The 24845-nt window shown below is 64.1% G+C and carries 26 protein-coding genes and 2 pseudogenes; 17 read left to right on the top strand and 11 right to left on the bottom strand.

What is annotated here, in order from left to right; genetic code table 11:
- Window positions 1–84 (top strand): annotated as a pseudogene (locus CFE42_RS13440) (integrase core domain-containing protein); the annotation flags it as partial.
- Between the two features lie 62 nt (window positions 85–146).
- On the opposite strand, the gene CFE42_RS13435 reads toward CFE42_RS13440, so the two are convergent.
- Window positions 147–842 carry a TetR/AcrR family transcriptional regulator gene (locus tag CFE42_RS13435; RefSeq protein ID WP_004629006.1) on the bottom strand — a complete coding sequence of 232 codons (696 nt, stop codon included), beginning with the start codon at window positions 840–842 and terminating at the stop codon, window positions 147–149.
- Between the two features lie 140 nt (window positions 843–982).
- Between CFE42_RS13435 and rsxB the strand changes: the two genes are divergently transcribed.
- Together rsxB and nth are read left to right on the top strand one after the other, a co-directional pair.
- Entirely contained in the window at window positions 983–1813 is an 831-nt protein-coding gene (rsxB, locus tag CFE42_RS13430; protein WP_004629008.1) for an electron transport complex subunit RsxB, read from the top strand.
- A gap of 14 nt (window positions 1814–1827) precedes the next feature.
- Entirely contained in the window at window positions 1828–2472 is a 645-nt protein-coding gene (nth, locus tag CFE42_RS13425; protein ID WP_004629010.1) for an endonuclease III, read from the top strand.
- Between the two features lie 60 nt (window positions 2473–2532).
- Here nth and CFE42_RS13420 read toward each other — a convergent pair whose 3' ends face one another.
- Complete coding sequence (locus CFE42_RS13420; RefSeq protein WP_004629012.1) at window positions 2533–3120, bottom strand: malonic semialdehyde reductase; 588 nt, start codon at window positions 3118–3120, stop codon at window positions 2533–2535.
- Window positions 3121–3352: 232 nt separating this feature from the next.
- Here CFE42_RS13420 and CFE42_RS13415 point away from each other — a divergent pair, with 232 nt between their 5' ends.
- The gene (locus tag CFE42_RS13415) at window positions 3353–3754 is read left to right on the top strand and encodes a hypothetical protein (protein WP_152458797.1); all 402 of its coding nucleotides are present in this window, start codon (window positions 3353–3355) and stop codon (window positions 3752–3754) included.
- Window positions 3726–5530, top strand: a pseudogene (locus CFE42_RS13410) (peptidase S1). The gene CFE42_RS13415 and the pseudogene CFE42_RS13410 overlap by 29 nt, the downstream one beginning before the upstream one ends.
- Window positions 5531–5602: 72 nt before the next feature.
- Here the strand turns inward: CFE42_RS13410 and CFE42_RS13405 are convergent.
- Window positions 5603–6538 (bottom strand): DMT family transporter, encoded by a 936-nt coding sequence (locus CFE42_RS13405; protein ID WP_004629020.1) that lies wholly within the window; start codon window positions 6536–6538, stop codon window positions 5603–5605.
- 117 nt (window positions 6539–6655) lie between these two features.
- Between CFE42_RS13405 and CFE42_RS13400 the strand changes: the two genes are divergently transcribed.
- Window positions 6656–7090 carry a DUF1841 family protein gene (locus tag CFE42_RS13400; RefSeq protein ID WP_012435197.1) on the top strand — a complete coding sequence of 145 codons (435 nt, stop codon included), beginning with the start codon at window positions 6656–6658 and terminating at the stop codon, window positions 7088–7090.
- Window positions 7091–7159: 69 nt separating this feature from the next.
- Here the strand turns inward: CFE42_RS13400 and CFE42_RS13395 are convergent, their stop codons facing one another.
- A complete protein-coding gene (locus tag CFE42_RS13395; protein ID WP_004629025.1) occupies window positions 7160–7558 on the bottom strand; it encodes a cytochrome c in 399 nt (132 codons plus the stop codon).
- Window positions 7559–7569: 11 nt separating this feature from the next.
- Window positions 7570–7938 carry a cytochrome c gene (locus tag CFE42_RS13390; protein WP_004629027.1) on the bottom strand — a complete coding sequence of 123 codons (369 nt, stop codon included), beginning with the start codon at window positions 7936–7938 and terminating at the stop codon, window positions 7570–7572.
- 300 nt (window positions 7939–8238) lie between these two features.
- Here CFE42_RS13390 and CFE42_RS13385 point away from each other — a divergent pair, with 300 nt between their 5' ends.
- The 4 genes from CFE42_RS13385 (at window position 8239) to CFE42_RS13370 (ending at window position 11492) form a co-directional block, all read left to right on the top strand.
- Window positions 8239–9132 (top strand): MoxR family ATPase, encoded by an 894-nt coding sequence (locus CFE42_RS13385; RefSeq protein WP_004629029.1) that lies wholly within the window; start codon window positions 8239–8241, stop codon window positions 9130–9132.
- Window positions 9133–9145: 13 nt separating this feature from the next.
- The gene (locus tag CFE42_RS13380) at window positions 9146–9754 is read left to right on the top strand and encodes a GNAT family protein (protein ID WP_004629031.1); all 609 of its coding nucleotides are present in this window, start codon (window positions 9146–9148) and stop codon (window positions 9752–9754) included.
- Between the two features lie 15 nt (window positions 9755–9769).
- Window positions 9770–10945, top strand: coding sequence for a VWA domain-containing protein (locus CFE42_RS13375; protein WP_004629032.1), 1176 nt, complete (start codon window positions 9770–9772; stop codon window positions 10943–10945).
- A gap of 148 nt (window positions 10946–11093) precedes the next feature.
- Entirely contained in the window at window positions 11094–11492 is a 399-nt protein-coding gene (locus CFE42_RS13370) for a nuclear transport factor 2 family protein (protein ID WP_004629035.1), read from the top strand.
- Window positions 11493–11564: 72 nt separating this feature from the next.
- Here the strand turns inward: CFE42_RS13370 and CFE42_RS13365 are convergent, their stop codons facing one another.
- From CFE42_RS13365 to CFE42_RS13355, 3 genes are all read right to left on the bottom strand, one after another.
- Window positions 11565–12440: a spermidine synthase gene (locus tag CFE42_RS13365; protein WP_004629037.1), complete on the bottom strand. Its 876-nt coding sequence runs from the start codon at window positions 12438–12440 to the stop codon at window positions 11565–11567.
- A gap of 8 nt (window positions 12441–12448) precedes the next feature.
- Window positions 12449–13207, bottom strand: a complete 759-nt coding sequence (locus CFE42_RS13360; RefSeq protein WP_004629040.1) for a tetratricopeptide repeat protein — start codon at window positions 13205–13207, stop codon at window positions 12449–12451.
- Between the two features lie 177 nt (window positions 13208–13384).
- On the bottom strand, window positions 13385–13894 hold the full coding sequence (locus tag CFE42_RS13355) for a DUF1993 family protein (protein WP_004629041.1): 510 nt from the start codon (window positions 13892–13894) through the stop codon (window positions 13385–13387).
- A gap of 431 nt (window positions 13895–14325) precedes the next feature.
- Between CFE42_RS13355 and CFE42_RS13350 the strand changes: the two genes are divergently transcribed.
- Complete coding sequence (locus CFE42_RS13350; RefSeq protein WP_004629044.1) at window positions 14326–15057, top strand: type IV pili methyl-accepting chemotaxis transducer N-terminal domain-containing protein; 732 nt, start codon at window positions 14326–14328, stop codon at window positions 15055–15057.
- 78 nt (window positions 15058–15135) lie between these two features.
- Here the strand turns inward: CFE42_RS13350 and CFE42_RS13345 are convergent, their stop codons facing one another.
- From CFE42_RS13345 to CFE42_RS13335, 3 genes are all read right to left on the bottom strand, one after another.
- On the bottom strand, window positions 15136–15633 hold the full coding sequence (locus CFE42_RS13345; RefSeq protein ID WP_004629045.1) for a DNA-deoxyinosine glycosylase: 498 nt from the start codon (window positions 15631–15633) through the stop codon (window positions 15136–15138).
- A gap of 8 nt (window positions 15634–15641) precedes the next feature.
- Window positions 15642–17564, bottom strand: coding sequence for a molecular chaperone HtpG (gene htpG / locus CFE42_RS13340; protein WP_004629047.1), 1923 nt, complete (start codon window positions 17562–17564; stop codon window positions 15642–15644).
- A 100-nt stretch (window positions 17565–17664) separates the two neighbouring features.
- Entirely contained in the window at window positions 17665–19143 is a 1479-nt protein-coding gene (locus CFE42_RS13335) for a PLP-dependent aminotransferase family protein (RefSeq protein WP_004629049.1), read from the bottom strand.
- Between the two features lie 131 nt (window positions 19144–19274).
- On the opposite strand from CFE42_RS13335, the gene CFE42_RS13330 reads away from it, so the two are divergent.
- The 6 genes from CFE42_RS13330 to CFE42_RS13305 all read left to right on the top strand — a co-directional run bounded on the left by CFE42_RS13330 (window position 19275) and on the right by CFE42_RS13305 (window position 24845).
- Complete coding sequence (locus tag CFE42_RS13330) at window positions 19275–19994, top strand: alanyl-tRNA editing protein (RefSeq protein ID WP_004629052.1); 720 nt, start codon at window positions 19275–19277, stop codon at window positions 19992–19994.
- Window positions 19995–20003: 9 nt separating this feature from the next.
- Window positions 20004–20942, top strand: a complete 939-nt coding sequence (locus CFE42_RS13325) for a DMT family transporter (protein ID WP_004629054.1) — start codon at window positions 20004–20006, stop codon at window positions 20940–20942.
- Between the two features lie 45 nt (window positions 20943–20987).
- Window positions 20988–21458, top strand: a complete 471-nt coding sequence (locus CFE42_RS13320) for a RidA family protein (RefSeq protein WP_004629056.1) — start codon at window positions 20988–20990, stop codon at window positions 21456–21458.
- 131 nt (window positions 21459–21589) lie between these two features.
- A complete protein-coding gene (locus CFE42_RS13315; protein ID WP_004629058.1) occupies window positions 21590–22780 on the top strand; it encodes a PLP-dependent aminotransferase family protein in 1191 nt (396 codons plus the stop codon).
- Window positions 22781–22827: 47 nt separating this feature from the next.
- The gene (locus tag CFE42_RS13310) at window positions 22828–23469 is read left to right on the top strand and encodes a glutathione S-transferase (RefSeq protein ID WP_004629060.1); all 642 of its coding nucleotides are present in this window, start codon (window positions 22828–22830) and stop codon (window positions 23467–23469) included.
- 89 nt (window positions 23470–23558) lie between these two features.
- A complete protein-coding gene (locus CFE42_RS13305; RefSeq protein WP_004629063.1) occupies window positions 23559–24845 on the top strand; it encodes an MASE1 domain-containing protein in 1287 nt (428 codons plus the stop codon).

The following is a 24845-nucleotide window of genomic DNA, read 5'->3' as shown; positions in this document are numbered from 1 at the left end:
GTGGCGCAGGCCGTGCATATCTACAACCACGAACGGCCTCATCTGGCCTTGAAATACAAAACGCCCGATGCGGTGCATCGGGCGCTCGGAGACTGAGCACAGTGTCAACCTATGGCAGGACTTGACAGCGATGGCGCTTCGGCCGATCAGCCCTTGGGCCGCTCCAGATACGCCAGCAGCATCTTGATATGCAGCTGTGCGAACGCCTCGTGCTCGTCGGCCGAGGCAATGTCGCGGCCCACCACGGCACTGATCGTGTAGCGGTTGGACAGCACGTAATAGCCGAGCGCCGAAATCGTGAGGTACAGGCGCGACACATCGATGTCGTCGCGAAAGATGCCGGCGCGCTGGCCGCGCTCCACCACACCTCGCAGCACCTCGATGACCGGGTTGACCAGCTCGCCCAAGTGCGGCGAGGTCTTCAGATGCCGCGCCTCGTGCAGGTTTTCGCTGTTGAGCAAACAGATGAACTCGGGGTTCTCGTAATAGAAATCCCAGACGAACCGCGCAAGCTGGATGACCGCTTCACGCGGGTCGGACGACTCGATCTGTACCTGCTCTTCCGCCTGTTTGAAGCGGAAATACATGTGCTCGAGCACGGTCAGGAAGAGTTTTTCCTTGCTGCCGTAGTAGTAATACAGCATGCGCTCGTTGGTCTCGGCGCGACGGGCGATGGCATCAACGCGCGCGCCTGCAAACCCACCGCGCGCAAACTCTTCGATCGCAGCAGCAAGGATGCGTCGGCGCGTGCCGGCGGGGTCGCGACGCGTGCGGGGTGCGGCGGATTCGCCGTGAGCATCGGCTTCGATGTCGGCGAGTGGCGCGGCTGGATGAGACGGCATGGCACGTCGGTCCGTTTAGAACGCAAGAATTATGTCATACGGTCAAGACATGCCCGCCGTATGCGATGTCAGGGCATGCACGCCTTGCGCGGGGGCCAAATCGGCGATAATGGCAGGCTATTCAAACGACAAGTCCCATCGTGGTTTCCTTGGTCCCCGCAGTGGCCGCATCCTTGGCCGACCGGCTCGAAAACCTCTTGCCGCAAACGCAATGCACCAAGTGCGGCTACAACGGCTGCCGCCCCTACGCTGAAGCCATGGCCAGCGGCGAGGCGCTACCCAACCGCTGCCCACCTGGCGGCGCTGAAGGTATTCGCCGGCTGTCCGACGCGCTCGGTCGCACGGGTGACCTGCTCCCGCTGGACCCTTCCAACGGCATAGAACAGCCTCGCGCCATCGCAGTCATCGACCCGGAACGCTGCATCGGCTGCACGCTGTGCATCCGGGCGTGCCCGGTCGACGCCATCGTGGGCGCGCCCAAGGCAATGCACACGGTGCTCGAAGAGTGGTGCACCGGCTGCGATCTCTGCGTGGCGCCCTGCCCTGTCGATTGCATCGACATGGTCCCTGTCACCGGCGACCGCACGGGCTGGGATGCCTGGAGCCAGCAACAGGCCGATGTCGCGCGGGACCGCTACGTGTTCCGCAACGCACGCCTCAAGCGCGAGCAAGCCGAGAACGAAGCGCGCCTCGCCGCGAAGGCCGCAGCCAAACTCGCTGCCGTCAGCGCCGAACAACCGGCCGATGACGCTGAACTCGCCGCGCAAGCGCGCAAGAAGGCGATCATCCAGGCCGCCATTGAACGGGCGCGCCAGAAACAGGCCGAGATGGCTGCGCGCGGGCAAGGCCCGCGCAACGTGACCGACGTATCGGCGGATGTGCAAGCCCAGATTGACGAGGCTGAAGCCCGCCGCAAGCGCATCGCCAGCCAGATCGAACACAGCGCCAAACCCGACGCAGAAAAACCCTGACCCCTGCCCCGACGATGAATCCCGCCAAGCGCCACGCCATCTTCGAGACCCTGCGCGAGAACAACCCGACGCCGACCACCGAGCTGGAATACACCACGCCGTTCGAGCTACTGATCGCAGTGCTGCTGTCCGCACAGGCGACCGACGTGGGCGTGAACAAGGCGACGCGCAAGCTGTTTCCGGTGGCCAACACGCCTGCCAAGCTGCTGGCGCTGGGCGAGGACGGCATCACCGAATACATCAAGACCATCGGGCTGTATCGCACCAAGTGCAAGCACATCCTGCAGACGTGCCGCATCCTGCTCGACCAGTACGGCGGTGAAGTGCCGCGTGAGCGCGCTGCGCTAGAAAAGTTACCCGGTGTGGGCCGCAAGACAGCCAACGTGGTGATGAACACGGCCTTCGGTGAGCCGACGATCGCGGTGGACACGCACATCTTTCGCGTGGCCAATCGCACCGGGCTGGCGCCGGGCAAGAACGTCCTTGAGGTCGAGCTGAAGCTGCTGAAGGTGGTGCCGGAAGCGTTTCGGCAGGACGCGCACCACTGGTTGATCCTGCATGGACGCTATGTGTGCAAGGCGCGCAAACCCGAGTGTTGGCATTGCGCCATCGAGCCGCTGTGTGAATTCAGGCCGAAGACGCCAGCGCCGAAGGAATAAAAAACGGGGACTGCACCGTCTGATGCGAGTCCCCGTTTTCTTTGCGCGACCGGTCGTCGATCAAACGATCTTGCACGCCTCTTCAAACGACAGGCGCGGGTTGCGCGGGTGCAGCTTCTCGGCGTCGCCGTAGCCGATGTTCATGATGAAGTTGACCTTCCACTGGCCATCGGGGAAGAACGTCTCGTTCACCTTGTTGGCATCGAAGCCGGCCATTGGGCCGCAGTCCAGGCCGAGCGCACGGGCGGCGAGCACCAGATAGCCGCCCTGCAGCGAGCCGTTCATCAGCGCGGCGGCATTGATCTTGGCTTGGTCGCCGGCGTACCACGAACGCGCATCGGTGTGCGGGAACAACTTGGGCAGTTGCTCGTGGAATTGCGTGTCGTACGCAACGATCACGGCCACGGGCGCCTGGCGGGTCTTTTCCTGATTGCCGGCCGACATGCACGGAATCAGGCGCTCCTTGGCGGCGGCGCTCTTGACGAACACGAAGCGGGCCGGCGTGCTGTTGGCTGCGGTCGGACCGTACTTCACGGTGTCGTACAACGTGTGCAGCAGTTCGTCATCGACCGGCTTATCCAGCCACACGTTATGCGTACGGGCTGCGTGGAACAGTTGGTCCAGCGCGGACGGTTCAAGCATCGGCATTGCAGGGTGCTCCGGAAAAAGTTGAGGACCGCATTGTAATGCGCCGTATCCGCATGCGCCGGACACCTGCCCCCCCGATGAGCACCCCCGCCCACCATCGGCAGTCCCGTGGCTTTAGAAAAAACGGCATGCCCTCTTTGTATTTAATCGCAATTGCCGCGATGCGCCTGCATCAACAAGGTCATTTTTACAGTGCATCGCGTACGATAAAAAAACAGCCGTTTACAACGGTTTGCTTACGAACTACTTTTTCGTTCGTCATTGCATTACCCGCAGAGTTGGACGTATCGGATTCGCGCCCGAGTTAAATCAGGCGCGTAACCGCATTCATCCCGACGCTTTTGCACGGACCGTTGCAGACTTTGCGCAAATTAGCTGCGGGCTTGACTCCAGAGCTGTTTTATTTTTGAAATCCGATCGGATTTCGGGGGCTTCTTTTGCCAAACAAAAACCGATTGCATTAATTTCCGCAAACAAGGCGGGAAATCAGAATATTAGTTTCGCGTCGTATAGAAATGACAAAACGCAAATCGAATATGGAGCCCACTTAAAACCACACGTTTTAAGTGATGGTGTTCGTCACCCTGAAGAAGGCCATTATCGCCATGAAAAAATCCAGGTTATCGACCAGTGATTTTGCAGGATTGTCCCGGACCCTCGGTGTATCGTTTGCGGCCGCAGCGCTGTCCGCGGTGCTGCTGGCGGGTTGCGGCGGCGGAGACTCGTCCGCCGCGGCAAACCAGAGCGGCGTTGCCACCAACGCCGGCAACGCAACCACGCAACCGGTGACGGCCGCCGTGCCGCCCGACCAGCCCTACGTCGACCCGAACGTCTACGGCACCGGGCCCAACGACGCGCTTGCCGCCGATCCGGGCGAAAGCGCGGCCATCACGCACCATACGGTGACAATCGGCGGCAAGAGCATCGCCTACACAGCTACCGCCGGCCACCTGACGACCATCGACCCAGTCACGTCGCAATCGAACGCGACGATGTTCTACGTGGCTTACACGCAAGACAACCTCGATCCGGCAAAGCCGCGTCCGGTAACGTTCTTCTATAACGGCGGCCCGGGCTCGTCGTCGGTGTTCCTGTTGCTGGGCTCGTTCGGGCCGAAACGGCTGCAGTCGTCGTTCCCGAACTTCACGCCGCCGGCGCCGTACAAACTGCCCGACAACCCGGACAGCCTGCTCGACCGCTCCGATCTCGTGTTCATCAACCCCGTGGGCACCGGATATTCGGCCGCGATCGCCCCGGCCAAGAACAAAGACTTCTGGGGCACGACCAGGACGCTCGCTCCATCGACCGCTTCATCCAGCGCTACCTGACGAAGAACTCGCGCTGGAATTCGCCCAAGTTCCTGTACGGCGAGTCGTATGGCACGGCGCGCAGTGCGGTGCTGTCGTGGGTGCTGCATGAAGACGGTATCGAGCTGAACGGGATCACGCTGCAATCGTCGATCCTCGACTACGCGAATGCTCTCTCGGCCGTCGGCACCTTCCCGACGCTGGCCGCCGACGCGTTCTACTGGAAGAAGACGACGCTCAACCCGGCACCGACCGACCTCGACGGCTACATGGTCCAGGCCCGCAACTACGCCGACAACACGCTCGCCCCGCTGGCACAAGCGCCGAGCGCCGCAGATGGCGGGTTCGTCAACGTGCGCCTGAACCTGAACCTGTCGACGGCGCAGACGATGGGCTCGTACATCGGCACCGATCCGGTCTCGCTGATCCAGACGTTCGGCAACCCGGCGGCGCTGGGCAACGTGCCGTCGCAGAACAACAACCCGCCGTACACGTTCTTCCTGACGCTCAACCCGGGCATCCAGATCGGCCAGTATGACGGCCGCGCCAACTACACGGGCCAGGGCATCGCGCCGTTCATCCTGCCGAACTCGGGCAGCAACGATCCGTCGATCTCGAATATCGGGGGCGCGTACACGGTGCTTTGGAACAGCTACCTGAACACCCAGCTCAAGTACACGTCGACCTCCTCGTTCCTGGACCTGAACGACGCCGTGTTCAACAACTGGGATTTCAGCCACGTCGACCCGACGGGCGCCAACAAGGGCGGCGGCAACACGCTGTACACCGCCGGCGATCTCGCCTCGACGATGAGCCTGAACCCCGACCTGAAGGTGCTGCAGGCCAGCGGCTATTTCGACGCGGTCACGCCGTTCCACCAGACCGAGCTGACGCTGGCGCAAATGCCGCTTGATCCGACGCTCAAGGCGAAAAACCTGACGACCAAGAATTACCCGTCGGGCCACATGATCTATCTGAACGATGCGTCGCGCACCGCGCTCAAGGGTGATCTGGCTTCGTTCTACGATGGCGTGATGGCCGATCGTCCGGCCCTGATGCGGGTGCAGAGCCTGCAACGCCTGCCGAGCGGCCCGAAGAAGTAATCGCCTCAAGGCCGAAAGCAAAACCGCCCAGTTCTTGCTGGGCGGTTTTTTGTGGGGCGTGAAGATTCCGCTTCAGGCCATTTCGTCCGCGCTGTGACCGGCAGGCTTGGCATCTGCGCGGGTCAACCACAGCACGCCCGCCAGGATCAATGCGCCGCCAGCCATCTGCATGGGCGCGATCGACTCGCCGAGCAGCAATGCCGCCAAGAGCACCGTCACCACCGGCTCCAGCGTAGACAGCATCGACGCCTGCGCGGCCCCCAACTTCTGCAAGCCGGCAAAGAACGTCAGGATCGCCACCACTGTCGACAAGCCTGCGATGGCCAGCGCCGCTGCCCAGCCGCTGAACGTGCCGGGCAGATGCGCAGGCGAGCCGAGCAACGCCATCCCCGTGTACACCACGGCCGCAGCGGTACAGATGACGGTCGTGCACGCCAATGGATCCAGCCCGCGCGTGACCCGTGCACCGACCGTGATGTAGATCGAGTAAATCACTGCGGAGGCCACCCCCAGCCCAATGCCGAGCAGGCTGCCGCCCGACAGGCCCGCGCCGCCCACCGTCAGCCCCGCCCCGACCGAGCACAGCACCAGCGCGATGATCGCCGTGGTGGTCAGCCGCTCGCGCAGGAAAATCGCCGCCAGTACCGTCACGAACATCGGATACAGATACAGCAGCAACGCCACCAGGCTGGCCGGCGCGTAGTTCAACGCCGTAAAAAACGCGAACGACTGCCCCGCGTAGCCGATGCCGCCCATTGCCGCCAGCCCCGCCACGCGCGACCACGGCGGTATGCCAATGCGACGAACACGCATCACGACCATTAGCGCCGCAGCCGCGATCACAAAGCGCACGATCAGCAGACCAACCACATTGGCACCGCTCGCATAAGCGTAATGCGTGAAGATGGCCATCGCACCGAATGAAGCGGCGGACACGGCGATCAGCATCACGCCGAGGAGCTTGTCGGCGGCGCGTGCGGCGAGGGAGGAATCGGCGGCTTGTCTCATGGCGTGCGGCGTTTTTGTTTGGGGTCGCCGTCTGCGGGTGCGGGGCGCCATTGTAGCGTTGCCGTCTCGCCAAGCTGCCCGGCAGGCATGAAGGCGCGCCGGTACAATGGCGAAATCATGTTCAATCCCTCCCGCGACGAAGTCCGTCAATTCTTCTGCGGCGCGTGGCGCAAGCACCGCCAGGCAGAAATCCTCACGCCGCTCGAAGCCATGGCGCTCGACTGGATGCTGCAGCATCCCGAATACCACGACACCCTGGAAGCCGGCGAAGAAGCGCTCGCCCGCGACTACACGCCGGAAAGCGGCCAGAGCAACCCGTTCCTGCACCTGTCGATGCACCTGTCGATCAGCGAGCAGGTGTCCGTGGATCAGCCGCGCGGCATTCGCGCTGCGTATGAAGCGCTGGCCCAGCGGCTCGACTCGCCGCACGAAGCGCACCATCAGGTGATGGAATGCCTGGGCCAGATGCTGTGGACGGCGCAGCGCACCGGCCTGCCGCCCGACGGCGACGCCTATATCGAATGCGTGCGCAAGCGCGCAACTGCCCGCTGAATCTGATGCTCGAACGCCAAAAAAAAACCGCTCCGAAGAGCGGTTTTTTTTTTGACCGGCGATGCCGCATCACTTCTTCAGCACCAGCGAGCCCGGCAGCGATTCGATGTACGCGGCAATATCCTTCAGCTCAGCCTGCGTGAAGGGACGCGGCTTACCGTCGGCACCGATCGTGGCAGGGTTGCTGTTGACCTGGCCCGCCATGATGGCGTTGCTGCGACCCACCAGCGGGTTGTTGCTGGTCTGATAGGCCAGCAGCGCGTGATAGATATAGTCGCCGTGCTGGCCGGCGAGCTTCGGATAGTCCGGCGAGATCGGCGCGTTCAGGCCGGCGCCATGGCAGGCCACGCAAGCGCCCTTCTCCACCAGTTGCTTGCCCTTTTCAATATCGGCAGCTTGCGCCGACATAGCGGCTGCCAGCATCAGCACGCCCAGATTGAACGAGATTGCGAGCGAGATCTTCTTCATGTTGTTCCTCGTCACTTCTGGGGATTGTTTTGGGTGGCCGGCGTCTGCGCCGCGTAATAGGCGGCCAGGTCGGCGATGTCCTGGTCAGTCAGCGACCCGGCGATGGCGCGCATGGTCGGGTGCTTGCGGTCACCCTTTTGATACGCATGCAGCGCGCTTTCAATGTATTTGGCGTTCTGGCCGCCCAGATAGGGCACGCGATACACCTCGGGGAACGACGTCTTGTAGTCGGGGATGGCATGGCAGCCGATACACATGGCGACCTTGTTCTCGGCGGCGGCCGCGTTGCCCTGAACGTCGGCAGCGGCGGCGCTGTTGGCTGCGGCGGACAGTGCGCCTAATGTGCCCAAGGCGGCCACCATGGTGAGGATCTTTTTCATCTCGTTCTTAAGCGTGGAGTTTCAGAATCCTGCTCGCCCTGCCGGCTTGGCTCGTCTCCGCCGGCTGTCTCGCTGGGCGCATTCACCCGCCGTTGGCAACAAGCCAGAAGACGGTCATTTGAGGTGCGTCAAACCGGCGCATTGTACCGCACCGCTTTTTTGCCAGTCCAGTTAGGGCTCCCGTGACTTGACAGCAAGGAATGGCACGACGCATCCGCCCCGCTGCCGCCCGGCGTCAAACGCCCAAATGCTCTTATACTGGCCGTTTCCAAATCTTTTACCGCTCAGTAGGCTTGCACGATGAACACCACCACCTCGCCTGCCCCATCCAACCAGCGCTCACGCTTCGAAGGCTCCGACCAGTACGTCGCCACCGATGACCTCAAGCTTGCCGTCAACGCGTCGATGACGCTCCAGCGCCCGCTGCTCATCAAGGGCGAGCCGGGCACGGGCAAGACCATGCTGGCTGAGGAAGTGGCCGCCGCGCTGGGCATGCCGCTGCTGCAGTGGCACGTGAAGTCGACCACCAAGGCGCAGCAGGGCCTGTACGAATACGACGCCGTCTCGCGCCTGCGCGACTCGCAGCTGGGCGACCAGGAAAGCAGCAACCGGGTCCACGACATCCGCAACTACATCGTCAAGGGCGTGCTCTGGCAGGCCTTCGAGGCGGACGAGCCGGTCGTGCTGCTGATCGACGAAATCGACAAGGCCGACATCGAATTCCCCAACGATCTGCTTCGCGAACTGGATCGTATGGAGTTCTACGTGTACGAAACGCGTGAAACCATCCGCGCCAGACACCGCCCGCTGGTGATCATCACGTCGAACAACGAGAAGGAGTTGCCCGACGCCTTCCTGCGCCGTTGCTTCTTCCACTACATCAAGTTTCCGGATGCCGAGACGATGCAGGCCATCGTCGACGTGCACTACCCCGGCATCAAGCCCGCGTTGGTCAAGGCCGCACTGGATGCGTTCTATGAGATGCGCAACCTGCCGGGGCTGAAGAAAAAGCCGTCGACATCCGAGCTGATCGACTGGCTCAAGCTGCTGCTGGCGGAAGACATTCCGCCGGAATCGCTGCGCAGCCAAGACAAGAACGCTGCGATTCCGCCGCTGCACGGGGCGTTGCTCAAGAACGAACAGGACGTGCACCTGTTCGAGCGCCTGGTGTTCATGAACCGCGCCAACCGCTGAGCCAGCCCACACCATGCCGCGCCTGATCGAGCCCGTCACGCTGTCCGGCCCGCACGCCTGGCTGGAGCCGCTCGGCCCAGAGCACGAGGACGAGGTGCGCGCCGCGGCCGCCGATGGCGAGCTGTGGAAGCTCTGGTACACCTCGGTGCCCTCGCCAGACAAGACCGGCGAGTGGCTGGCCATTGCCCTCGACATGCGCGAACGCCTGGGCGCCATGCCGTTCGTCGTGCGAGAGATGCACGATGGGCAGCCGGGCAAGGTGGTCGGTGCCACGCGCCTCTTCAACGTGGACGAAGCCAACCGCCGGCTCGAAATCGGCCACACGTGGTACGCCAAATCGGTACAGCGCACGGCCGTCAACACGGAATGCAAGTTGCTGCTGCTCACGCATGCATTCGAAACCCTGCACTGCATTGCCGTGGAATTCCGTACGCACTGGATGAACCACCAGAGCCGAGCCGCCATCGCCCGCCTCGGCGCCAAGCAGGACGGCGTGCTGCGCAACCACCAGCGCATGCCGGACGGCAGCTTCCGCGACACGGTCGTGTTTTCGATCATCGAATCGGAATGGCTGACCGTGAAACGCCATCTGCAATACAAGCTGGAGCGGCCCTCCATCTGAGCGCCGAAGGACACCATGCTGATCGACTTCTTCTTCACCCTGCGGCACGCCAAGCTGCCGGTTTCGGTCAAGGAATACCTGACGCTGCTTGAAGGGCTCAAGCAGCAGGTCATCGCGCCGTCGCTCGACGAGTTCTACTTCCTGGCGCGCATGACGCTGGTCAAGGACGAAAAGCACTTCGACAAGTTCGATCAGGCATTCGGCGCCTACTTCAAGGGCGTGGAAGGCGCGGTGGATTGGCGCGCGGACATCCCGCTGGATTGGCTGATCAAAAAGCTTGAGCGCGAACTGTCGCCAGAAGAGAAGGCCAAGATCGAAGCCATGGGCGGCCTCGACAAGCTGATGGAGCGGCTGAAAGAACTGCTGAACGAGCAGCACGAGCGCCACGAAGGCGGCAACAAGTGGATCGGCACCGGTGGCACGTCGCCGTTCGGGCACGGTGGCTACAACCCGGAAGGCATCCGCATCGGCGGGCCATCGAAGGGCAACCGCACCGCGGTCAAGGTGTGGGAAGCGCGCGCGTACAAGGACTACGACGACACCGTCGAACTCGGCACCCGCAACATCAAGGTGGCGCTGCGCCGCCTGCGCAAGTTCGCGCGCGATGGGGCCGATATCGAGCTGGACCTGGACGACACCATCCACTCCACCGCCGCCAACGCCGGCCTGCTCGACATCAAGATGCGCCCCGAGCGGCACAACAACGTCAAGGTGCTGATGCTGATGGATGTGGGCGGCTCGATGGACGACCACATCAAGCGCGTGGAAGAACTCTTCTCCGCCGCCAAAACCGAGTTCAAGCACCTCGAGTATTACTACTTCCACAACTGCGTCTACGAATGGCTGTGGAAGAACAACCGCCGCCGTCATGCGGAGCGGTTCTCCACCTGGGACGTCATCCGCAAATACCCGCCCGACTACAAACTGATCTTCGTGGGCGATGCGACCATGAGCCCGTACGAAATCCTGCAGGCGGGCGGCTCGGTCGAATACAACAACGCCGAAGCGGGCGCCACGTGGCTCAAGCGCCTGATCGAACAGTTCCCGAAGTTCGTCTGGCTCAACCCCGAGCCGGAGGGCCTGTGGGAGTACCGCCAGTCCATCTCGGTCATCAATCAGATCGTTAAGACGCGGATGTATCCGGTGACGATTGCCGGGTTGGAATCGGCGATGCGGTTGTTATCCAAGTAACGCGCCTCCTCTCGTTTCTCCGGGCATGGACGCGGCGATTACCTGACGCGTAATCGACACCATCCACGGTGGCGCCGAAGATGAAGCCATCCAGCGCATGATCCGTCACCGCGCTGGGCAAGCGCCCCACTTCGAACGGAGAAACGTCATGACATCCACCCAACTCGCCGCCAACGACACGCCCGCCGATACGCTGGTCGACCGTTACATCGCCGCATGGAACGCAACAGACGCTGCGCAACGCCGCACCCTCGTCGCGCAAACCTGGACTGAGAGCGCCACGTATGTCGATCCGCTGATGCAGGGCGCCGGCCATGACGGCGTGGAGGCGCTCATTGCGGGCGTGCAGGCCAAGTTCCCGGGTTTCCGCTTTGCGCGCGACGGCGGCGCGGATGTGGTGCAGGACACGATCCGCTTCCGATGGACGCTCGGCCCCGATGGACAGGCGCTGGTCAAGGGCACCGACTTCGTGCGCATTGAAGGTGGCCGCATGCAGGCGGTGACCGGCTTCATCGATCAAATGCCAGGCATGGGCGACGCCGCCTGAGTGCGCGCCTCCAAACAAAAGCAAACGCCCCGCAAATCGGGGCGTTTTGCATGGGACGGCGCGCAGCACCGATCAGATCGACAGCGCGTCCTCCTGGCCGGCGTTGGCACTGCGCAAACCGTCGGCCCAGCCCTTGGTCGGCAGCTTGAGCGAGGCCTGCAGCGCGGCAGCCCGCGTCTGCACATCTTCCCAACTGACGTGCAGCGGCGGCCCATTGAACGCCAGCGCGATCACATTGCCATCGTGCACTTCAGGGAAGACAAGCACGCGATTGTCGAACGCGTCACAAATGCGCTCGATATTGCGCGGAAAGCTGGTGTGATCGCCAAACAGGTTGATCGTCATCACACCCGGCGAGCGCAACACCTGGCGGCAAGCCTTGTAGAACGCGGGCGTATCGAGCACGGGGCCGCGCGCGGTGGCGTCGTACAGGTCGATCTGCAGCGCATCGACTGTGCCGTGGTGGCTGGCGTCCATCACCCAGTCGTAGGCGTCCTGTTCGAGCACGCTCAACCGCGCGTCGTCAAACGGCAGGCCGAACATGCTGCGCGCCGCGACGATCACGGACGGGTTCAGCTCCACCGCCGTGACCTGCGCAGGCGCGAGATGACGATGGCAGAACTTGGTGAGCGCGGCAGCCCCCAGACCGAGTTGCACGACGTGGAAGTCCGCTCGTGCGGCCGGGTCGAGAAACAGCAGCCACGCCATCATCTGCTGCGCATATTCCAGTTCGATGGCATCGGGCTTGGACAGGCGCATGGCGCCCTGCACCCATTCCGTACCAAAGTGCAGATAGCGCACACCGGCCAGTTCAGAGAACGTGACCGGCGCAAAGCGCGGGGCCATGCGCTTCGGTTCGTCATCGTGGCCCCGGCGGTCCTCACGCTTGGCGCGGGCCGGGCGGCGCGAGGCGACGGCCTCGATGGATTTACGTTTCAACAGCGTCATAAAGCGGATCAACGGGAAGAAGACTGAGCGGCTGCAGCGCGCTGCAGCCACTCGCGATTGTGATCTTTGGCATAGCGCGTCCAGTGCTTGGCGTCGCGCAGGATTTCTTCAAACAGGGCCTGCGCGCGCTGCTTGTCGGCATCGCTGTTCTGGGCGAGCAGCCATTCGCCGAAGAGGCAACGGGCAGCGGCATCGTTCGCGCAGGTCAGCGCTTGCTCGAAGGCTTCACGCGTATTCGGCGCGTTGGTTGCGGCCAATGCGCGTGCGTACAGCAATGTCGGCTCGGGCTGCTGGCGCGTCACCCGATGCGCTTCGAACAGTTTGTCGAGCGTGTCCCTGGCGAGTGCCGCGTCGCCGGTGGCAAACTGCGCGCGAGCCAGGCCGAGCAGCACGGCCGGGTCGCCAGCAAATGGGCCGGTGGCCGCCTGCTCGAAGTGCTGGCGTGCTTCCTTCGCGTCGCCGGCTTCCAGCAGTGCTTCGCCCAGACGCAGGCGGTGCTGCACGGTCGGCGCGCGGTCGAAATCGTTGCGGGCTTCGCGCACGGCGCGGTTCGGATCGATCAGTTGCGTCACAGCGCGGCTGGCAACGCGGGCGCCGCGCGAGTGGCGCATCTCCGGAAGATAGATCGCGAAGAAATACACCACGCTGCCCAGCAGCGGGAACGCAAACAGGATGAACAACCAGTACATGTTCTGGTTGTTGCGCACGACGTGCACCGCAAAGAACAGCGCGACGATGACGTGAAACCCGATTCCAAGAAACGGCATGTGAAGGCCCGATAGAGAAATGCACCGACGCCCCCCGCGTCGGCCTCGGGCGCGATTGTGACAGATGCGCTGCGGCGGGGGGATGCCGCGCCCTTGACGTTTGCGCCCTGCTCGCCCGGAAGCCGCATAGAGCCGGTCTTCAGGGTCGATGGGGCAATGGCCTGAGCGAAGCGAAGCTCAGGGATGACCCAGGAAGTCCAGCTTGCCGATTTCCACGCCGTTGTGGCGCAGCAGCGCATAAGCCGTGGTGACATGGAAATACAGGTTCGGCAGCACGAAACCGCGCAGGTAATCGATGCCCGTGAACTGCAGTTCGCGGGTCGGGCTCTTGAGCGTGATCTGGCGATCTTCGCTGCCGGCAAATGCCGCGGGGTCGATGCTGTTGACGAACTCCAGTGTCTTGGCAATGCGCGCCTTCAGCTCTGGAATGGTCGTCTCCACATCCGGGTACGACGGCACCTCGTTGCCAGACAGGCGCGCCGCGCCGCCCTTGGCCTGATCACAGGCAATCTGCACCTGCCGCGTGAACGGATGCATGTCTGGCGCCAGACGCGCGGTCATCAGATTGGCCGGGTCGAACTTCTTCGCTTCTGCGTGGGCAGCCGCCTTGTCGAGCAGGGCCGACAGGTTGCCGAGCATGCGGTTGGCAGTCGGTACGAGAAACTCGTACATCGAAGGTGTGGTCATGGGAGTGCTTTCCTTGGTATCCATCGTTGTGGCCGCCGACGATCTTCTGCGCGACCCTGCGGCAGCGCGCTCTTGCGCAGGGCACAGTGTAGGCCAGCGATTCGGCCGGTGCATGGCGCACGCGCATGCCTCGTCATGAGGCATCTGGCACGAGATTAGTGCGGCAGAACCTCTTGGCGTGTGCGGATCGACGGGCCCGCCGGCCTCTCTTGCGTGGCATGGCTATTGCATCGGCAAGGACAAGGCCAACGGCGGCCTTGATCTACCTTGGCACTTCGCGATAACGCGCTCCGCACAGGAGCGTCCGGGGCAACGGCGCTCCGAGGCGACACGGCACGTCCCCGGCAACCGGTGCGTCGCCGTCTCGCCTCGGGGCGTTTTTTTTGGCCGGCGCGACTCCATCAGCGCCGACACCACCTGCAAGGCATGACATGAACGCTTCCTCCTTCCCGGCTTCCGCGGCCGATGTGTCCGTCGAGACCATTGGTGAGCTGATCAACCTGTCCGGACGGCAGCGCATGCTGTCACAGCGGATCGTGCTGCAAATGGTATTGGCGGCTCAGGGTCATGCCGCCGCGCTCGACATCGCACGATCGTGCCTGGCGACATTCGCGTCGGCACACACCGAACTTGTGGACGGCAATGCGCGGTTGCCCGGCGCGTTCTCGGAGGCATTGCGTCAGTTGTACTCGGGCAAGCTGCGCGGCGATGCTCGCGTCCGCGAGTTCATCGCGCTGGCCAAAAGCGCCATCGATACCCTGTCGACCGGCACGACCCAGCGCAACCCGTCGCTCGATGCGCTCGTCGCACAGGCCACGCCCATGCTGGAATTGCTACAGACCATCACGCAGGCGTACCAGGAGGAAATGCACGTATGCGAAGTCGCACTGCGCAAGCGTCAGGCGGACATCGCCACGCACCTTGGCCGCATCTCGATGCAGGCCAACATCGTCGCCATGAACGCGCGCGTCTCCGCGGCGCGGGCGGGTCCTTACGGGCGCGAGTTCTCGGTCATCACGACGGTGCTCGCAGACATCATCCAGGAGATGGACCAACTGATCCGCAATGTCGTCGGCACGAACGACGCCGGCCAGTCCGGCGCCGGCACGCGCCGGCCATCGACGCCGGCATCGCAAACCTTCGGGCACATGTCGCTGCGCTGATCGCAACCAGCGAGCGCATTCTTCAGATGATGGATGACGTGACCGGCTTGTACGAAGGGCAGACCAGGTAGCAGGAGGCTACGACAGCCACTCACGCAGCGCTTGCCACGCCGCCAACTTCTGGGCATATGGCACGGCTGCATAGGCCGGACTGCTGGAAGGGAGTTTGAGGATGGTGTGGCGGTCGCCGATGTCGCCCAGCGCCTTTACGCCAATGCGCGACGCGGTGCCGCCGTTAAAGGCAATGAGCGCCAGTTCCGGCAACGAGGCGATCAAGCCGGCAAGGTCATTACCGGCATGGTCCCGGATCTTGCTGTCGAGACTGCCTTCGCGCTTGGCTTCGGCCACCACATCCCACAGGCCGATGCGATGCGCAAGCAGCACCTGCAAACGCGCGGCGTATTCCATGCCCGGCAAATCCTGGCCGATCACCTCGCCGGCCAGGCGCCAGAACTGGTTCTGCTTGTGTGCGTAGTACTGCGATTGCGCAAGCGATGCTTCACCGGGCAGGCTGCCCAGGATCAGCACGCGCGTGTGCGCGTCGACCACGGGCGGAAAGCATCGCTTGAGCGTCACGCTTGTCGTCAGGCCAGCAGGCGATTCACACGTTGCACGTAGGCTGCCGGGTCGGCCAATGCGCCACCCTCTGCCAACAGTGCCTGATCGAACAGCACATGCAGGCGATCTTCAAACGCGGCGCGGTCGGCTTCGTTGCCGGTCACGGTTTCCAGCAGCGCGAGCTTGCGCACAAGCGGGTGCGTCGGGTTCAGTTCCAGCACGGGTTTGCTGTCAGGCGCCTGTTGGCCGGCCTGCTTGAGCAGACGGGCCAGCGTGCCGCTGATGTCGCCTTCATCGGCCACCAGGCACGACGGCGAATCGGTCAGGCGATGCGTGATGCGCACTTCCTTGGCCCTGTCGCTGAGCACCGCCTTGGCGCGCTCGACCAGCGGCTTGAACTCGCCTTCCACCTTGGCGTGCTCGGCCTTCTCGGCTTCGTCTTCCAAGGCGCCCAGGTCGAGATCGCCACGCGCAACCGACACCAGTTCCTTCTCTTCGAAATCGTGCAGGAACGAGAGCATCCACTCGTCCACGCGGTCGGTCAGCAGCAGCACTTCCACACCCTTCTTGCGGAAGATTTCCAGATGCGGGCTCGACTTGGCCGCCGTCCAGTTTTCGGCGGTCACGTAGTAGATCTTGTCCTGACCTTCCTTCATGCGGCCGACGTAATCGGCCAGCGAGACGGTCTGGGCGCTGTCTTCGTTGTGCGTGGAAGCAAAGCGGAGCAGCTTGGCAATGCGGTCCTTGTTGGCGTGGTCCTCCCCGATGCCCTCCTTGAGCACCTGACCGAAGTTCTGCCAGAACGTGGCGTACTTCTCCTTCTCGGCTGCGTCATCCGACTCGGCCATCGATTCGAGCATGCCGAGCACGCGCTTGGTCGAACCCTCGCGGATGGCTTTCACGTCGCGGCTTTCCTGCAGGATTTCGCGCGAGACATTCAGCGGCAAATCGGCCGAATCGATCACGCCCTTCACGAAGCGCTGGTAGGCCGGCAGCAGTTGCTCGGCGTCGTCCATGATGAAGACGCGCTTGACGTACAGCTTCAGGCCGCTGCGGCGCTCGCGGTCCCACAGGTCGAACGGCGCGTTGGTCGGGATGTACAGCAGTTGCGTATATTCGCTGCGGCCTTCCACGCGGTTGTGCGTCCAGGCGAGCGGCTTGCCGTTTTCGTGGGCGATGTGCTGGTAGAAGGCAATGTACTGATCATCGGTCACGTCAGCGCGCGGGCGTGCCCACAGGGCGCTGCCCTGGTTGATGGTTTCCCATTCGTCCTGGGCCACCATCGCCTTCTTCTCTTCGTCCCACGCTTCCTTGCGCATCTGGATCGGCAGGGAGATGTGGTCCGAATACTTTTGCACGACCGACTTGATGCGCCAGGCGGAGAGGAAATCGTCCTCACCCTCGCGCAGGTGCAGCGTGATGGTGGTGCCTCGCTCGGCACGTTCGATGGTGTCGACAGTGAATTCGCCGTCGCCGGTGCTTTCCCAGCGCACGGCTTCATTGGCGGCCACACCGGCGCGGCGCGATTCCACCGTCACGCGGTCGGCCACGATGAATGCCGAGTAGAAGCCCACGCCAAACTGGCCGATCAGCGCAGCATCCTTCTGCTGGTCGCCCGAAAGCTGGCTGAAGAACTCGCGCGTGCCCGAGCGGGCGATGGTGCCGAGGTTGCGGATGGCCTCGTCGCGGCTCATGCCGATACCGTTGTCGGCGATCGTGATGGTGCGCGCGGCCGCATCAAAGCCGATGCGGATGCCAAGCTCGCCGGCGCCTTCCAGCAGCGACGGATTGGCGATGCCCTCAAAACGCAGCTTGTCCACCGCATCGGACGCATTGGAAACCAGTTCCCGCAGGAAGATTTCCTTGTTGCTGTACAGCGAGTGGATCATCAGGTGCAGAAGCTGCTTCACTTCTGCCTGGAAAGCCATCTTCTCGTGCGGTGCGCTCATGGTGTGCATAGAAAATCTGGAAAGTGGAAAGAGAAGCGGGCTACACCTTGCGCGCGCCCGCATGAATTTGTGAAGCTAGATAGGGCGTGGCGCCCGGTTTTCAAGCCCCGCGATCGAGCTGCTCCGCCAGGAACCGGAGCAACTCCGGATCGGCGCTGGTTGCGATGTTGAAGCGCATCCACGTCGACGGCATCTGCGACGGCGAAAACAGGCTCCCCGGCGCAAACACATAGCCCTGTTCGTGCCCGGCGCGGGCAATGGCGTTGGTGTCCTGCCCGGTATCGGCCCAGAGGAACATGCCCGCACCCTGCTGCGCAAACAGCTTCAGGCCCATGCGCTCGAGGCTGCGCTGCACGCCGTCGCGGGCGCGGTCCAGTCGGGCGCGTATGCGTTCGACATGCTTGCGGTAGTGGCCTTCAGTGAGGATCTTGTAGAGCACGCGCTCGTTGATCTCGGGCGTGACGAGGCCGGTCAGCAGTTTGCCGTCGACCAGGTTCTTGGCCAGCTCGGGGTGGCAGGCGATGAACCCCACACGCAGGTTGGCCGCGAGCGTCTTGGAGAAGCTGCTCAGGTAGATCACGCGGCGCAGTTGGTCGAGGCTCGCCAACCGCGTGCCGGGGTGTCCGGGCGGGGCGAGATCGCCGTAGATATCGTCTTCGACGATCAGGAAACCGTACTGCTCGGCCAGCCGCAGCAACTGAAACGCCTTGGCCGCCGACAGCGACGTGCCGGTCGGGTTGTGCAGGATCGAGTTGATGATCAGCAGCTTGGGCCGGCGCACCTGCACCAACCCTTCCAGCGCCACCAGATCCGGCCCCTCGGCGGTGTACGGCACACCGATCACCTGCGCCCCTTGCGCGGCAAAGCGGCCGAACATCAGGAACCACGCCGGATCGCCCACCAGCACCGTATCGCCGGGCTGCACGTACTGGCGCGCGATCAGGTCCAGCGACGAGGTGATGCCCGAGGTCATCACGATCTGGTCCGGCCGGGCGCCGATCTCCAGCTCCGCCAACCGCGTCTGCAACTGCTGGCGCAGCGGCAAAAAGCCCTGCGGCGATCCCCACGCCAGAAACTGGTTGCCGTTCTGCCGGCCGAGCGTGCGCAGCGCGTTGGCGATCAGCTCGCCGTCAAGCCAGCCGTTGGGCAGAAAGCCGATGCCCGGCGCCTTGCGTGGCTCGGCGGAATGGAACATGTTCCGCAGCAGCCACGTCACGTCGATCTTGCGCGCGGCGGTGGGCGGCGGCGCGACCGGCTCTTCGGGCAATGGCGCCTGGCGCTCCTTGACGTAGAAGCCCGATCCGCGGCGCGATTCCAGATACCCCTGCGCCACCAGCCGCTCGTACGCCTCCACCACGGTGAAGCGCGAAATGCTCTTCTCCTGTGCCAGTTGCCGGATCGACGGCATGCGCATGCCGGCACGAAACACGCGCTCGTCGATGCGCATGCGCGCCCATTCGGTGAGCTGATCCACCAGCGTCATCTGCGCCGACGGAATCGGGTCGGGCAACTGCTCCGCCGCCGGGCGGGCGGCCGCGCGGCGGGCATCCAGGCTGATGATGTGGGAGGTGGGATTCATGACGGGGTAGGCTTCAAGCGCGCCGAAAACTGTACAGAAAGCGCCACGACAAAGTGTACAGGTACTGTACAGACGCAGTTCGGTAGGATCAAGGTCAGAATTCCGCCCCCAGCGAACCCGGAGACGCCCCCATGCCAACGTTGAAACGTTTTGACGAAGACGCCTACCGCGCCACCTGCGACGCCACCGTCGTCGCCGTGCATTCGGAAGGCATTGAGTTGGACGCCACGGTGTTCTACGCACGCAGCGGCGGCCAGGCTGGCGACACCGGCACACTCGTCCTGGCCGATGGAACAACCATCAGGATTGCCGACACCGTCTACAGCCCGGATCGCCAAACCGTCCTGCATGTGCCCGCCGACAATGCTGGCCTCACGCTGCTCGCGCCCGGCACGGCCGTCACGGCCACCATCGACTGGGACCGCCGCCACCGGCTGATGCGGCTGCATACGTGCCTGCACCTGCTGGGCTCGCTGATTCCGGTGCCCGTCACGGGCTGCGGTATCTCGCCAGACGCCGGCCGCATCGATTTCGACCTGCCGGAATCAACGCTCGACCGCGACACGCTGACCACACAGCTCAACGAACTCATCGGCCGTAACACGCCGGTGCGCATCGACCTGATCACCCCGGAAGAACTGGCCGCCCAGCCCGAACTCGTGCGCACCATCGGCGCGGCGCCGCCGGCGGGCGCATCGGCCATCCGCATCATCCGCATCGACGGCATCGACCGGCAGCCGTGCGGTGGCACCCACGTGCGCGCCACCGGCGAAATCGGCCGCGTGATCGTCACCAAGATCGAAAAAAAGAGCCGCCAGAACCGACGCGTGGCCGTGGCGTTTGCAGATTGAGTGGCCACCATGAACAAGTCCGCCGCCCTCCCCATGCAACACACCGACCACGCCGAACGCCGGGGCTTGCTGCTCGGCCTCATCGGCGTGGCCATCTTTAGCCAGACGCTGCCGTTCACGCGCATGGCCGTGGCCGAGCTGGATGCGACCTTCGTGGCGCTGGCGCGCGCGGTGCTGGCGAGTGTGCTGGCGCTGGCGATGCTGGCGGCCACGGGCGCGTTTGCGGCCGGCAAGCGCCCGCGCGGCCATCAATGGTGGCAGCTGGCGGTGACGGCAATGGGCGTGGTGGTCGGCTTTCCGCTGTTCTCCTCGCTGGCGATGCGAGACGTACCGGCCGCCCATGGCGCCATCATCACCGGCCTGCTGCCGCTTGCGACCGCCATCTTCGCCGCCTGGTTCGGGCGCGAGCGGCCGTCTGCCGGGTTCTGGCTGTGTGCGCTGGCGGGCAGTGTGCTTGTCGTCTCCTTTGCGCTGCTGCAAGGCGCGGGGAGCCTGCATCGCGCCGATTGGCTCCTCTTCGCCGCCATGGTGACCGGCGCGCTCGGCTATGCCACCGGCGGCAAGCTCGCGCGAGAACTGGGCGGCACGCAGACGATTGCCTGGGCGCTGATCGTCTCCCCGCCTGTGCTTCTGCCCCTGGTGAGCGCGCTGGCGTGGCTGCCGTCGACCCATCAGGCCGAGGCGCTGGCGCATGCGTCGTCCCGCGCCTGGATGGGGCTGGCTTACGTGTCGGCCTTTTCCATGTTCATCGGCTTCCTGTTCTGGTACTCCGGCCTGGCCGCCGGCGGTGTTGCGCGGGTCGGGCAGATACAATTGCTGCAACCTTTCATGACGTTGATCGGCGGCTGGCTGCTGCTGGGTGAATCGCTTGACGCGCCCACCGTGTTGTTTGCGCTGGCTGTGATTGCCGTGGTCGGCATCGGCCGGCGCACGTCGGTACGCCGATAGCAACGTCTTCCCTCTTTTGTTGACCGCACTTACCAAGGAGTCTTCATGACCGCCTCGCACGACGCTCAGGCCAAGCTCAAGCAACTCGGCATCGAACTGCCTGCCGCTGGCGCCCCCGCTGCCGCCTACGTCATGGCCGCGCAAACCGGCAATCAGGTCTTCCTGTCCGGCCACATCGCCAAGAAAGACGGCAAGCCGTGGGTTGGCAAGCTGGGCGCCGACATGACCACCGAGCAAGGCAAGGCAGCGGCACGGGCCATCGCCATCGACCTGATCGCCACGCTGAACACGCACCTGGGCGGTGACCTCAGCCGCGTCAAGCGCATCGTCAAGGTGATGAGCCTGGTCAACTCCACGCAGGAGTTCACTGAGCAGCACCTGGTGACCAACGGCGCATCGGAACTGTTTGCCGACGTATTTGGCGACGCCGGCAAGCACGCCCGCAGCGCCTTCGGCGTCGCACAGATTCCGTTCGGCGCGTGCGTCGAGATCGAGCTGATTGCGGAAGTCGCCTGAGCGGCGCTTTTTCCCGCAGTCTCTAAGGTGGCGGCCCAATGTTGGACGGGCCGCTTGCCTGCTATTCTCATCGTTTTGCCCACCCACGGCGCCTGCTCACGAGGTGGGCGCCGCAACACTAGGACCACACCATGGACCACACCGCCTGTACCTTCTCCAGCCGCGCTCAGAAACTGACCAGCTCGGCGATCCGGGAAATCCTCAAGATCACCGAACGTCCTGAGGTCATTTCGTTTGCCGGCGGCCTGCCCGCCCCGGTCACCTTCCCGGTCGAAGCGATTCAGGCGGCGTGCGCCCGCATGTTTGCAGACAACCCGCAGGCTTCGCTGCAGTACACCCCCACCGAAGGCCTGTCGGTGCTGCGCGAGTGGATTGCCCAGCGTCATGGCACCACCGCCTCGCGCGTGCTGATCACCACGGGTTCGCAGCAGGGGCTGGACCTGCTCGGCAAGATCTTCATCGACCCGCAAAGCAAGGTGCTGGTCGAAACCCCGACATACCTCGGCGCGCTGCAGGCGTTCTCGCTGTTCGAGCCGACCTATACGTCCATCGCCACCGACGACAAGGGCCTGCTGCCCGACGCGCTCACGCCGGAACTGGCTGCCGGGGCGCGCTTCTTCTACACGATCCCGAACTTCCAGAACCCGACCGGCCGCCGCCTGCCGCTGGACCGCCGCCAGGCCCTGGTGGCCCGAGCGAAGGAACTGGGCGTGCTGCTCGTCGAAGACGATCCGTACGGTGAACTGAGCTACACCGGCGACGCGTTGCCGTCGCTGCGCTCGCTGAACCCGGACGGCGTGGTCTACATGGGCTCGTTCTCGAAGATCCTGGCACCGGGCATGCGCCTGGGCTACATCATCGCGCCCGAACACATCCACTTCAAACTCGTGCAGGCCAAGCAGGCATCGGATCTGCACACGCCGAGCTTCACGCAGCGTGTGGCGTACGAGGTGCTGAAGACCGGGCTGCTCGATACGCACATCCCGAGCATCCGAAACCTCTACGGCAAGCAATGCGAAGCGATGCTCGACTCGCTCACGCGCCATATGCCGGCCGGCGTGCACTGGAACCGTCCGGAAGGCGGCATGTTCATCTGGGTGGAAGTGCCGGAAGGCATCGACACGATGGCGCTGCTGGAGAAGGCCGTCGCGCGCAACGTGGCGTTCGTGCCGGGCGCGCCGTTCTATGCCAATGCGCCGCGCCGCAACACACTCCGCCTCGCGTTCGTGACAGTGGCGCCGGAGCGTATCGAGCAAGGCATTGCCGTGCTGGGCGAGTTGATGCGCGCGGAAATCGCAGCGCTCACGCCCAAGGCCGCCTAAATTACCTAACTAACCACTCCATCCATTCAAAAAAGGAGCCGTCGTCGATGCTGCGGATCTGGGGAAGACTCTCTTCGGTCAACGTTCAGAAGGTCGTCTGGTGCGCGCATGAGCTGTCGCTGGACCATGAGCGCATCGACGTCGGCGGCGCCTTCGGCGGCGTTGACACGCCGGAATTCAAGGCGATGAACCCGAACGGGATGATCCCTGTCATCGAAGATGGCCTGGACGATGCCGGCGACACGCGCTTCGTGCTGTGGGAGTCCAACGCCATCGTGCGCTATCTCTCGGCGCGCTACGGCCCGGGCAACCTCTACCCGCTCGAACTTCACGAGCGCGCCGATGCCGACCGCTGGATGGATTGGCAGACCACGTCCTACAGCCCGTCGATGGTGGATGCGTTCCTGCAGCTCGTGCGCACGCCGGAAGACCAGCGCGACGCCGCGCGCATTGAACGCTCGCGCCAGGCCGCGGAGCGCAGCACCGCCATCCTCGAAGCCGTGCTGGCCAAGCAGCCGTACGTGGCCGGCCGTCGCTTCACCATGGCCGACATCGTCTGCGGCTGCGCCACGCACCGCTGGCTGGGCCTGCCGATGGACCGTCCTGCGCGACCGAACCTCGAGCGCTGGATGGCCGAACTGCGCGACCGCCGCGCCGCGCGGGAAGTCCTGGCACTGCCCGTGGTCTAAGCCCGCCTGAAACCGATTGCGGTAGCATCATCAACCGCGCACGGCACCTACGCCGGCGCGGTTTTTTGTTTTCACCGAGGGAAACCCGGATGCCATTGAACCGACCTTCCACCACCGTCGCCACGGCCCTCTGGGGCGCGCTTTATCTGGTGGCCGCCATCGTGTCGCACCGGCTGAATGGGCCAATCGACATGACGGGCTACATCTGGCTGCCGGCGGGCGTGGCCATGGCCGCGTTCATGCTGCGGCCGTACCGCGAATGGCCCGGGCTGGGGGCAGCGTTTGCCGTGGCGCAGCTGGTGCTGGCGGCGATCGAGCGCACCAACCCCGCGCACGCGATGCTGTTCGTGCTGGACGAAGCAGGTAGCGCGGCGCTGGCCGTGGCACTGGTGCGACTGGCACGCGTCCCGCTCGAAGGGCTTTACTTCGTGCGCGCGATGCTGGTGGCGGGCGCGGTCAGTGCGCTGCTTGGGGCGTTGTTCGGCGCGGCATGGTTTGCGTGGTCGCAAGGCGGCTCGTTCGGGCACGTGCTGCGCATCTGGGCGGCATCGGATTTCCTGGGCGTGCTGATCGTCACGCCGGTGCTGGCGGCGTGGTCGCGCTTTCGCGCGTTCCGCTCGGGCGGCACCGACCGCACGGATTTCCTGCTCGGTCTGGCGGCCGTCGTTGCGCTGGCGCTGTCGTCGTACATCATTTTCGATGGCAACAGCGATGCCAAGTTTGGCGATGGAATCGGCTTTGCGCTGACGTACGTCCCGCTGTTCTTTGCCGTGGTGGTGGCGCTGATGTGGGGCGGCCGCGGTGGCTCGTTGGCGGTGCTGCTGCTCACGCTGGTGGCGCTCACGCAAACCGCCGAAGGCGACGGCCCGTTCGCCGTGCTGGATCACCACTATGGCCAGTCGCTGCTGGAAACGCAGCTGTACCTCGGCATTGCCGCGCTGCTGGTGCTGCTGGTGAGCGCACTCAAGACCACGCGCGAACAACTGCACGAGCAAAGCGCGCAGTGGCAGAACCGCGTCGAACTGGCGCTGGCGGCATCGGGCCAGCTTGTCTACACCATCGACCCAGCCAGCGGCCGCATTGACTGGGGCGGCGACGTCGCGCTCATGTTCGGACACGAACCGGCAAGCATGGCGTCGATCTCGACAGTACTGCAACTGGTGCATCCGGATGACCGCGACGCGCTGCGCGCGCGCTGGCTCGGGGCAGCCGTGCTGGAAGGCGATGCCGCAACGCCCGCACGCCGCCAGACGCTGCGCATCACCGCACGCGACGGCACGCTGCACACCGTGGTGGATACCGGTCGCCCACTGACGGATGCCGTTGGCAACACGGCGCTCGTGGCCGGGACCTGGTCGGTCGAGACCGCACTGTGA

The organism is Ralstonia sp. PBBBR1 (assembly GCF_002256165.1).
Classification (GTDB): domain Bacteria; phylum Pseudomonadota; class Gammaproteobacteria; order Burkholderiales; family Burkholderiaceae; genus Ralstonia; species Ralstonia thomasii.
The sequence above is the reverse complement of the archived record's forward strand: the minus strand, read 5'-3'. Positions and strand labels throughout refer to the sequence as shown.

Coding starts and splice junctions, on each gene's coding strand:
- htpG (WP_004629047.1), bottom strand. CDS start 17,564: ATGAGCGCACCGCACGAGAAGATGGCTTTCCAGGCAGAAGTGAAGCAG.
- CFE42_RS13380 (WP_004629031.1), top strand. CDS start 9,146: ATGCCGCGCCTGATCGAGCCCGTCACGCTGTCCGGCCCGCACGCCTGG.
- CFE42_RS13310 (WP_004629060.1), top strand. CDS start 22,828: ATGCTGCGGATCTGGGGAAGACTCTCTTCGGTCAACGTTCAGAAGGTC.
- nth (WP_004629010.1), top strand. CDS start 1,828: ATGAATCCCGCCAAGCGCCACGCCATCTTCGAGACCCTGCGCGAGAAC.
- CFE42_RS13370 (WP_004629035.1), top strand. CDS start 11,094: ATGACATCCACCCAACTCGCCGCCAACGACACGCCCGCCGATACGCTG.
- CFE42_RS13400 (WP_012435197.1), top strand. CDS start 6,656: ATGTTCAATCCCTCCCGCGACGAAGTCCGTCAATTCTTCTGCGGCGCG.
- CFE42_RS13385 (WP_004629029.1), top strand. CDS start 8,239: ATGAACACCACCACCTCGCCTGCCCCATCCAACCAGCGCTCACGCTTC.
- CFE42_RS13335 (WP_004629049.1), bottom strand. CDS start 19,143: ATGAATCCCACCTCCCACATCATCAGCCTGGATGCCCGCCGCGCGGCC.
- CFE42_RS13305 (WP_004629063.1), top strand. CDS start 23,559: ATGCCATTGAACCGACCTTCCACCACCGTCGCCACGGCCCTCTGGGGC.
- CFE42_RS13330 (WP_004629052.1), top strand. CDS start 19,275: ATGCCAACGTTGAAACGTTTTGACGAAGACGCCTACCGCGCCACCTGC.
- CFE42_RS13435 (WP_004629006.1), bottom strand. CDS start 842: ATGCCGTCTCATCCAGCCGCGCCACTCGCCGACATCGAAGCCGATGCT.
- CFE42_RS13375 (WP_004629032.1), top strand. CDS start 9,770: ATGCTGATCGACTTCTTCTTCACCCTGCGGCACGCCAAGCTGCCGGTT.
- CFE42_RS13320 (WP_004629056.1), top strand. CDS start 20,988: ATGACCGCCTCGCACGACGCTCAGGCCAAGCTCAAGCAACTCGGCATC.
- CFE42_RS13360 (WP_004629040.1), bottom strand. CDS start 13,207: ATGCCGTTTCTTGGAATCGGGTTTCACGTCATCGTCGCGCTGTTCTTT.
- CFE42_RS13405 (WP_004629020.1), bottom strand. CDS start 6,538: ATGAGACAAGCCGCCGATTCCTCCCTCGCCGCACGCGCCGCCGACAAG.
- CFE42_RS13315 (WP_004629058.1), top strand. CDS start 21,590: ATGGACCACACCGCCTGTACCTTCTCCAGCCGCGCTCAGAAACTGACC.
- CFE42_RS13350 (WP_004629044.1), top strand. CDS start 14,326: ATGAACGCTTCCTCCTTCCCGGCTTCCGCGGCCGATGTGTCCGTCGAG.
- CFE42_RS13420 (WP_004629012.1), bottom strand. CDS start 3,120: ATGCCGATGCTTGAACCGTCCGCGCTGGACCAACTGTTCCACGCAGCC.
- CFE42_RS13395 (WP_004629025.1), bottom strand. CDS start 7,558: ATGAAGAAGATCTCGCTCGCAATCTCGTTCAATCTGGGCGTGCTGATG.
- CFE42_RS13365 (WP_004629037.1), bottom strand. CDS start 12,440: ATGACGCTGTTGAAACGTAAATCCATCGAGGCCGTCGCCTCGCGCCGC.
- CFE42_RS13390 (WP_004629027.1), bottom strand. CDS start 7,938: ATGAAAAAGATCCTCACCATGGTGGCCGCCTTGGGCACATTAGGCGCA.
- CFE42_RS13355 (WP_004629041.1), bottom strand. CDS start 13,894: ATGACCACACCTTCGATGTACGAGTTTCTCGTACCGACTGCCAACCGC.
- CFE42_RS13325 (WP_004629054.1), top strand. CDS start 20,004: ATGAACAAGTCCGCCGCCCTCCCCATGCAACACACCGACCACGCCGAA.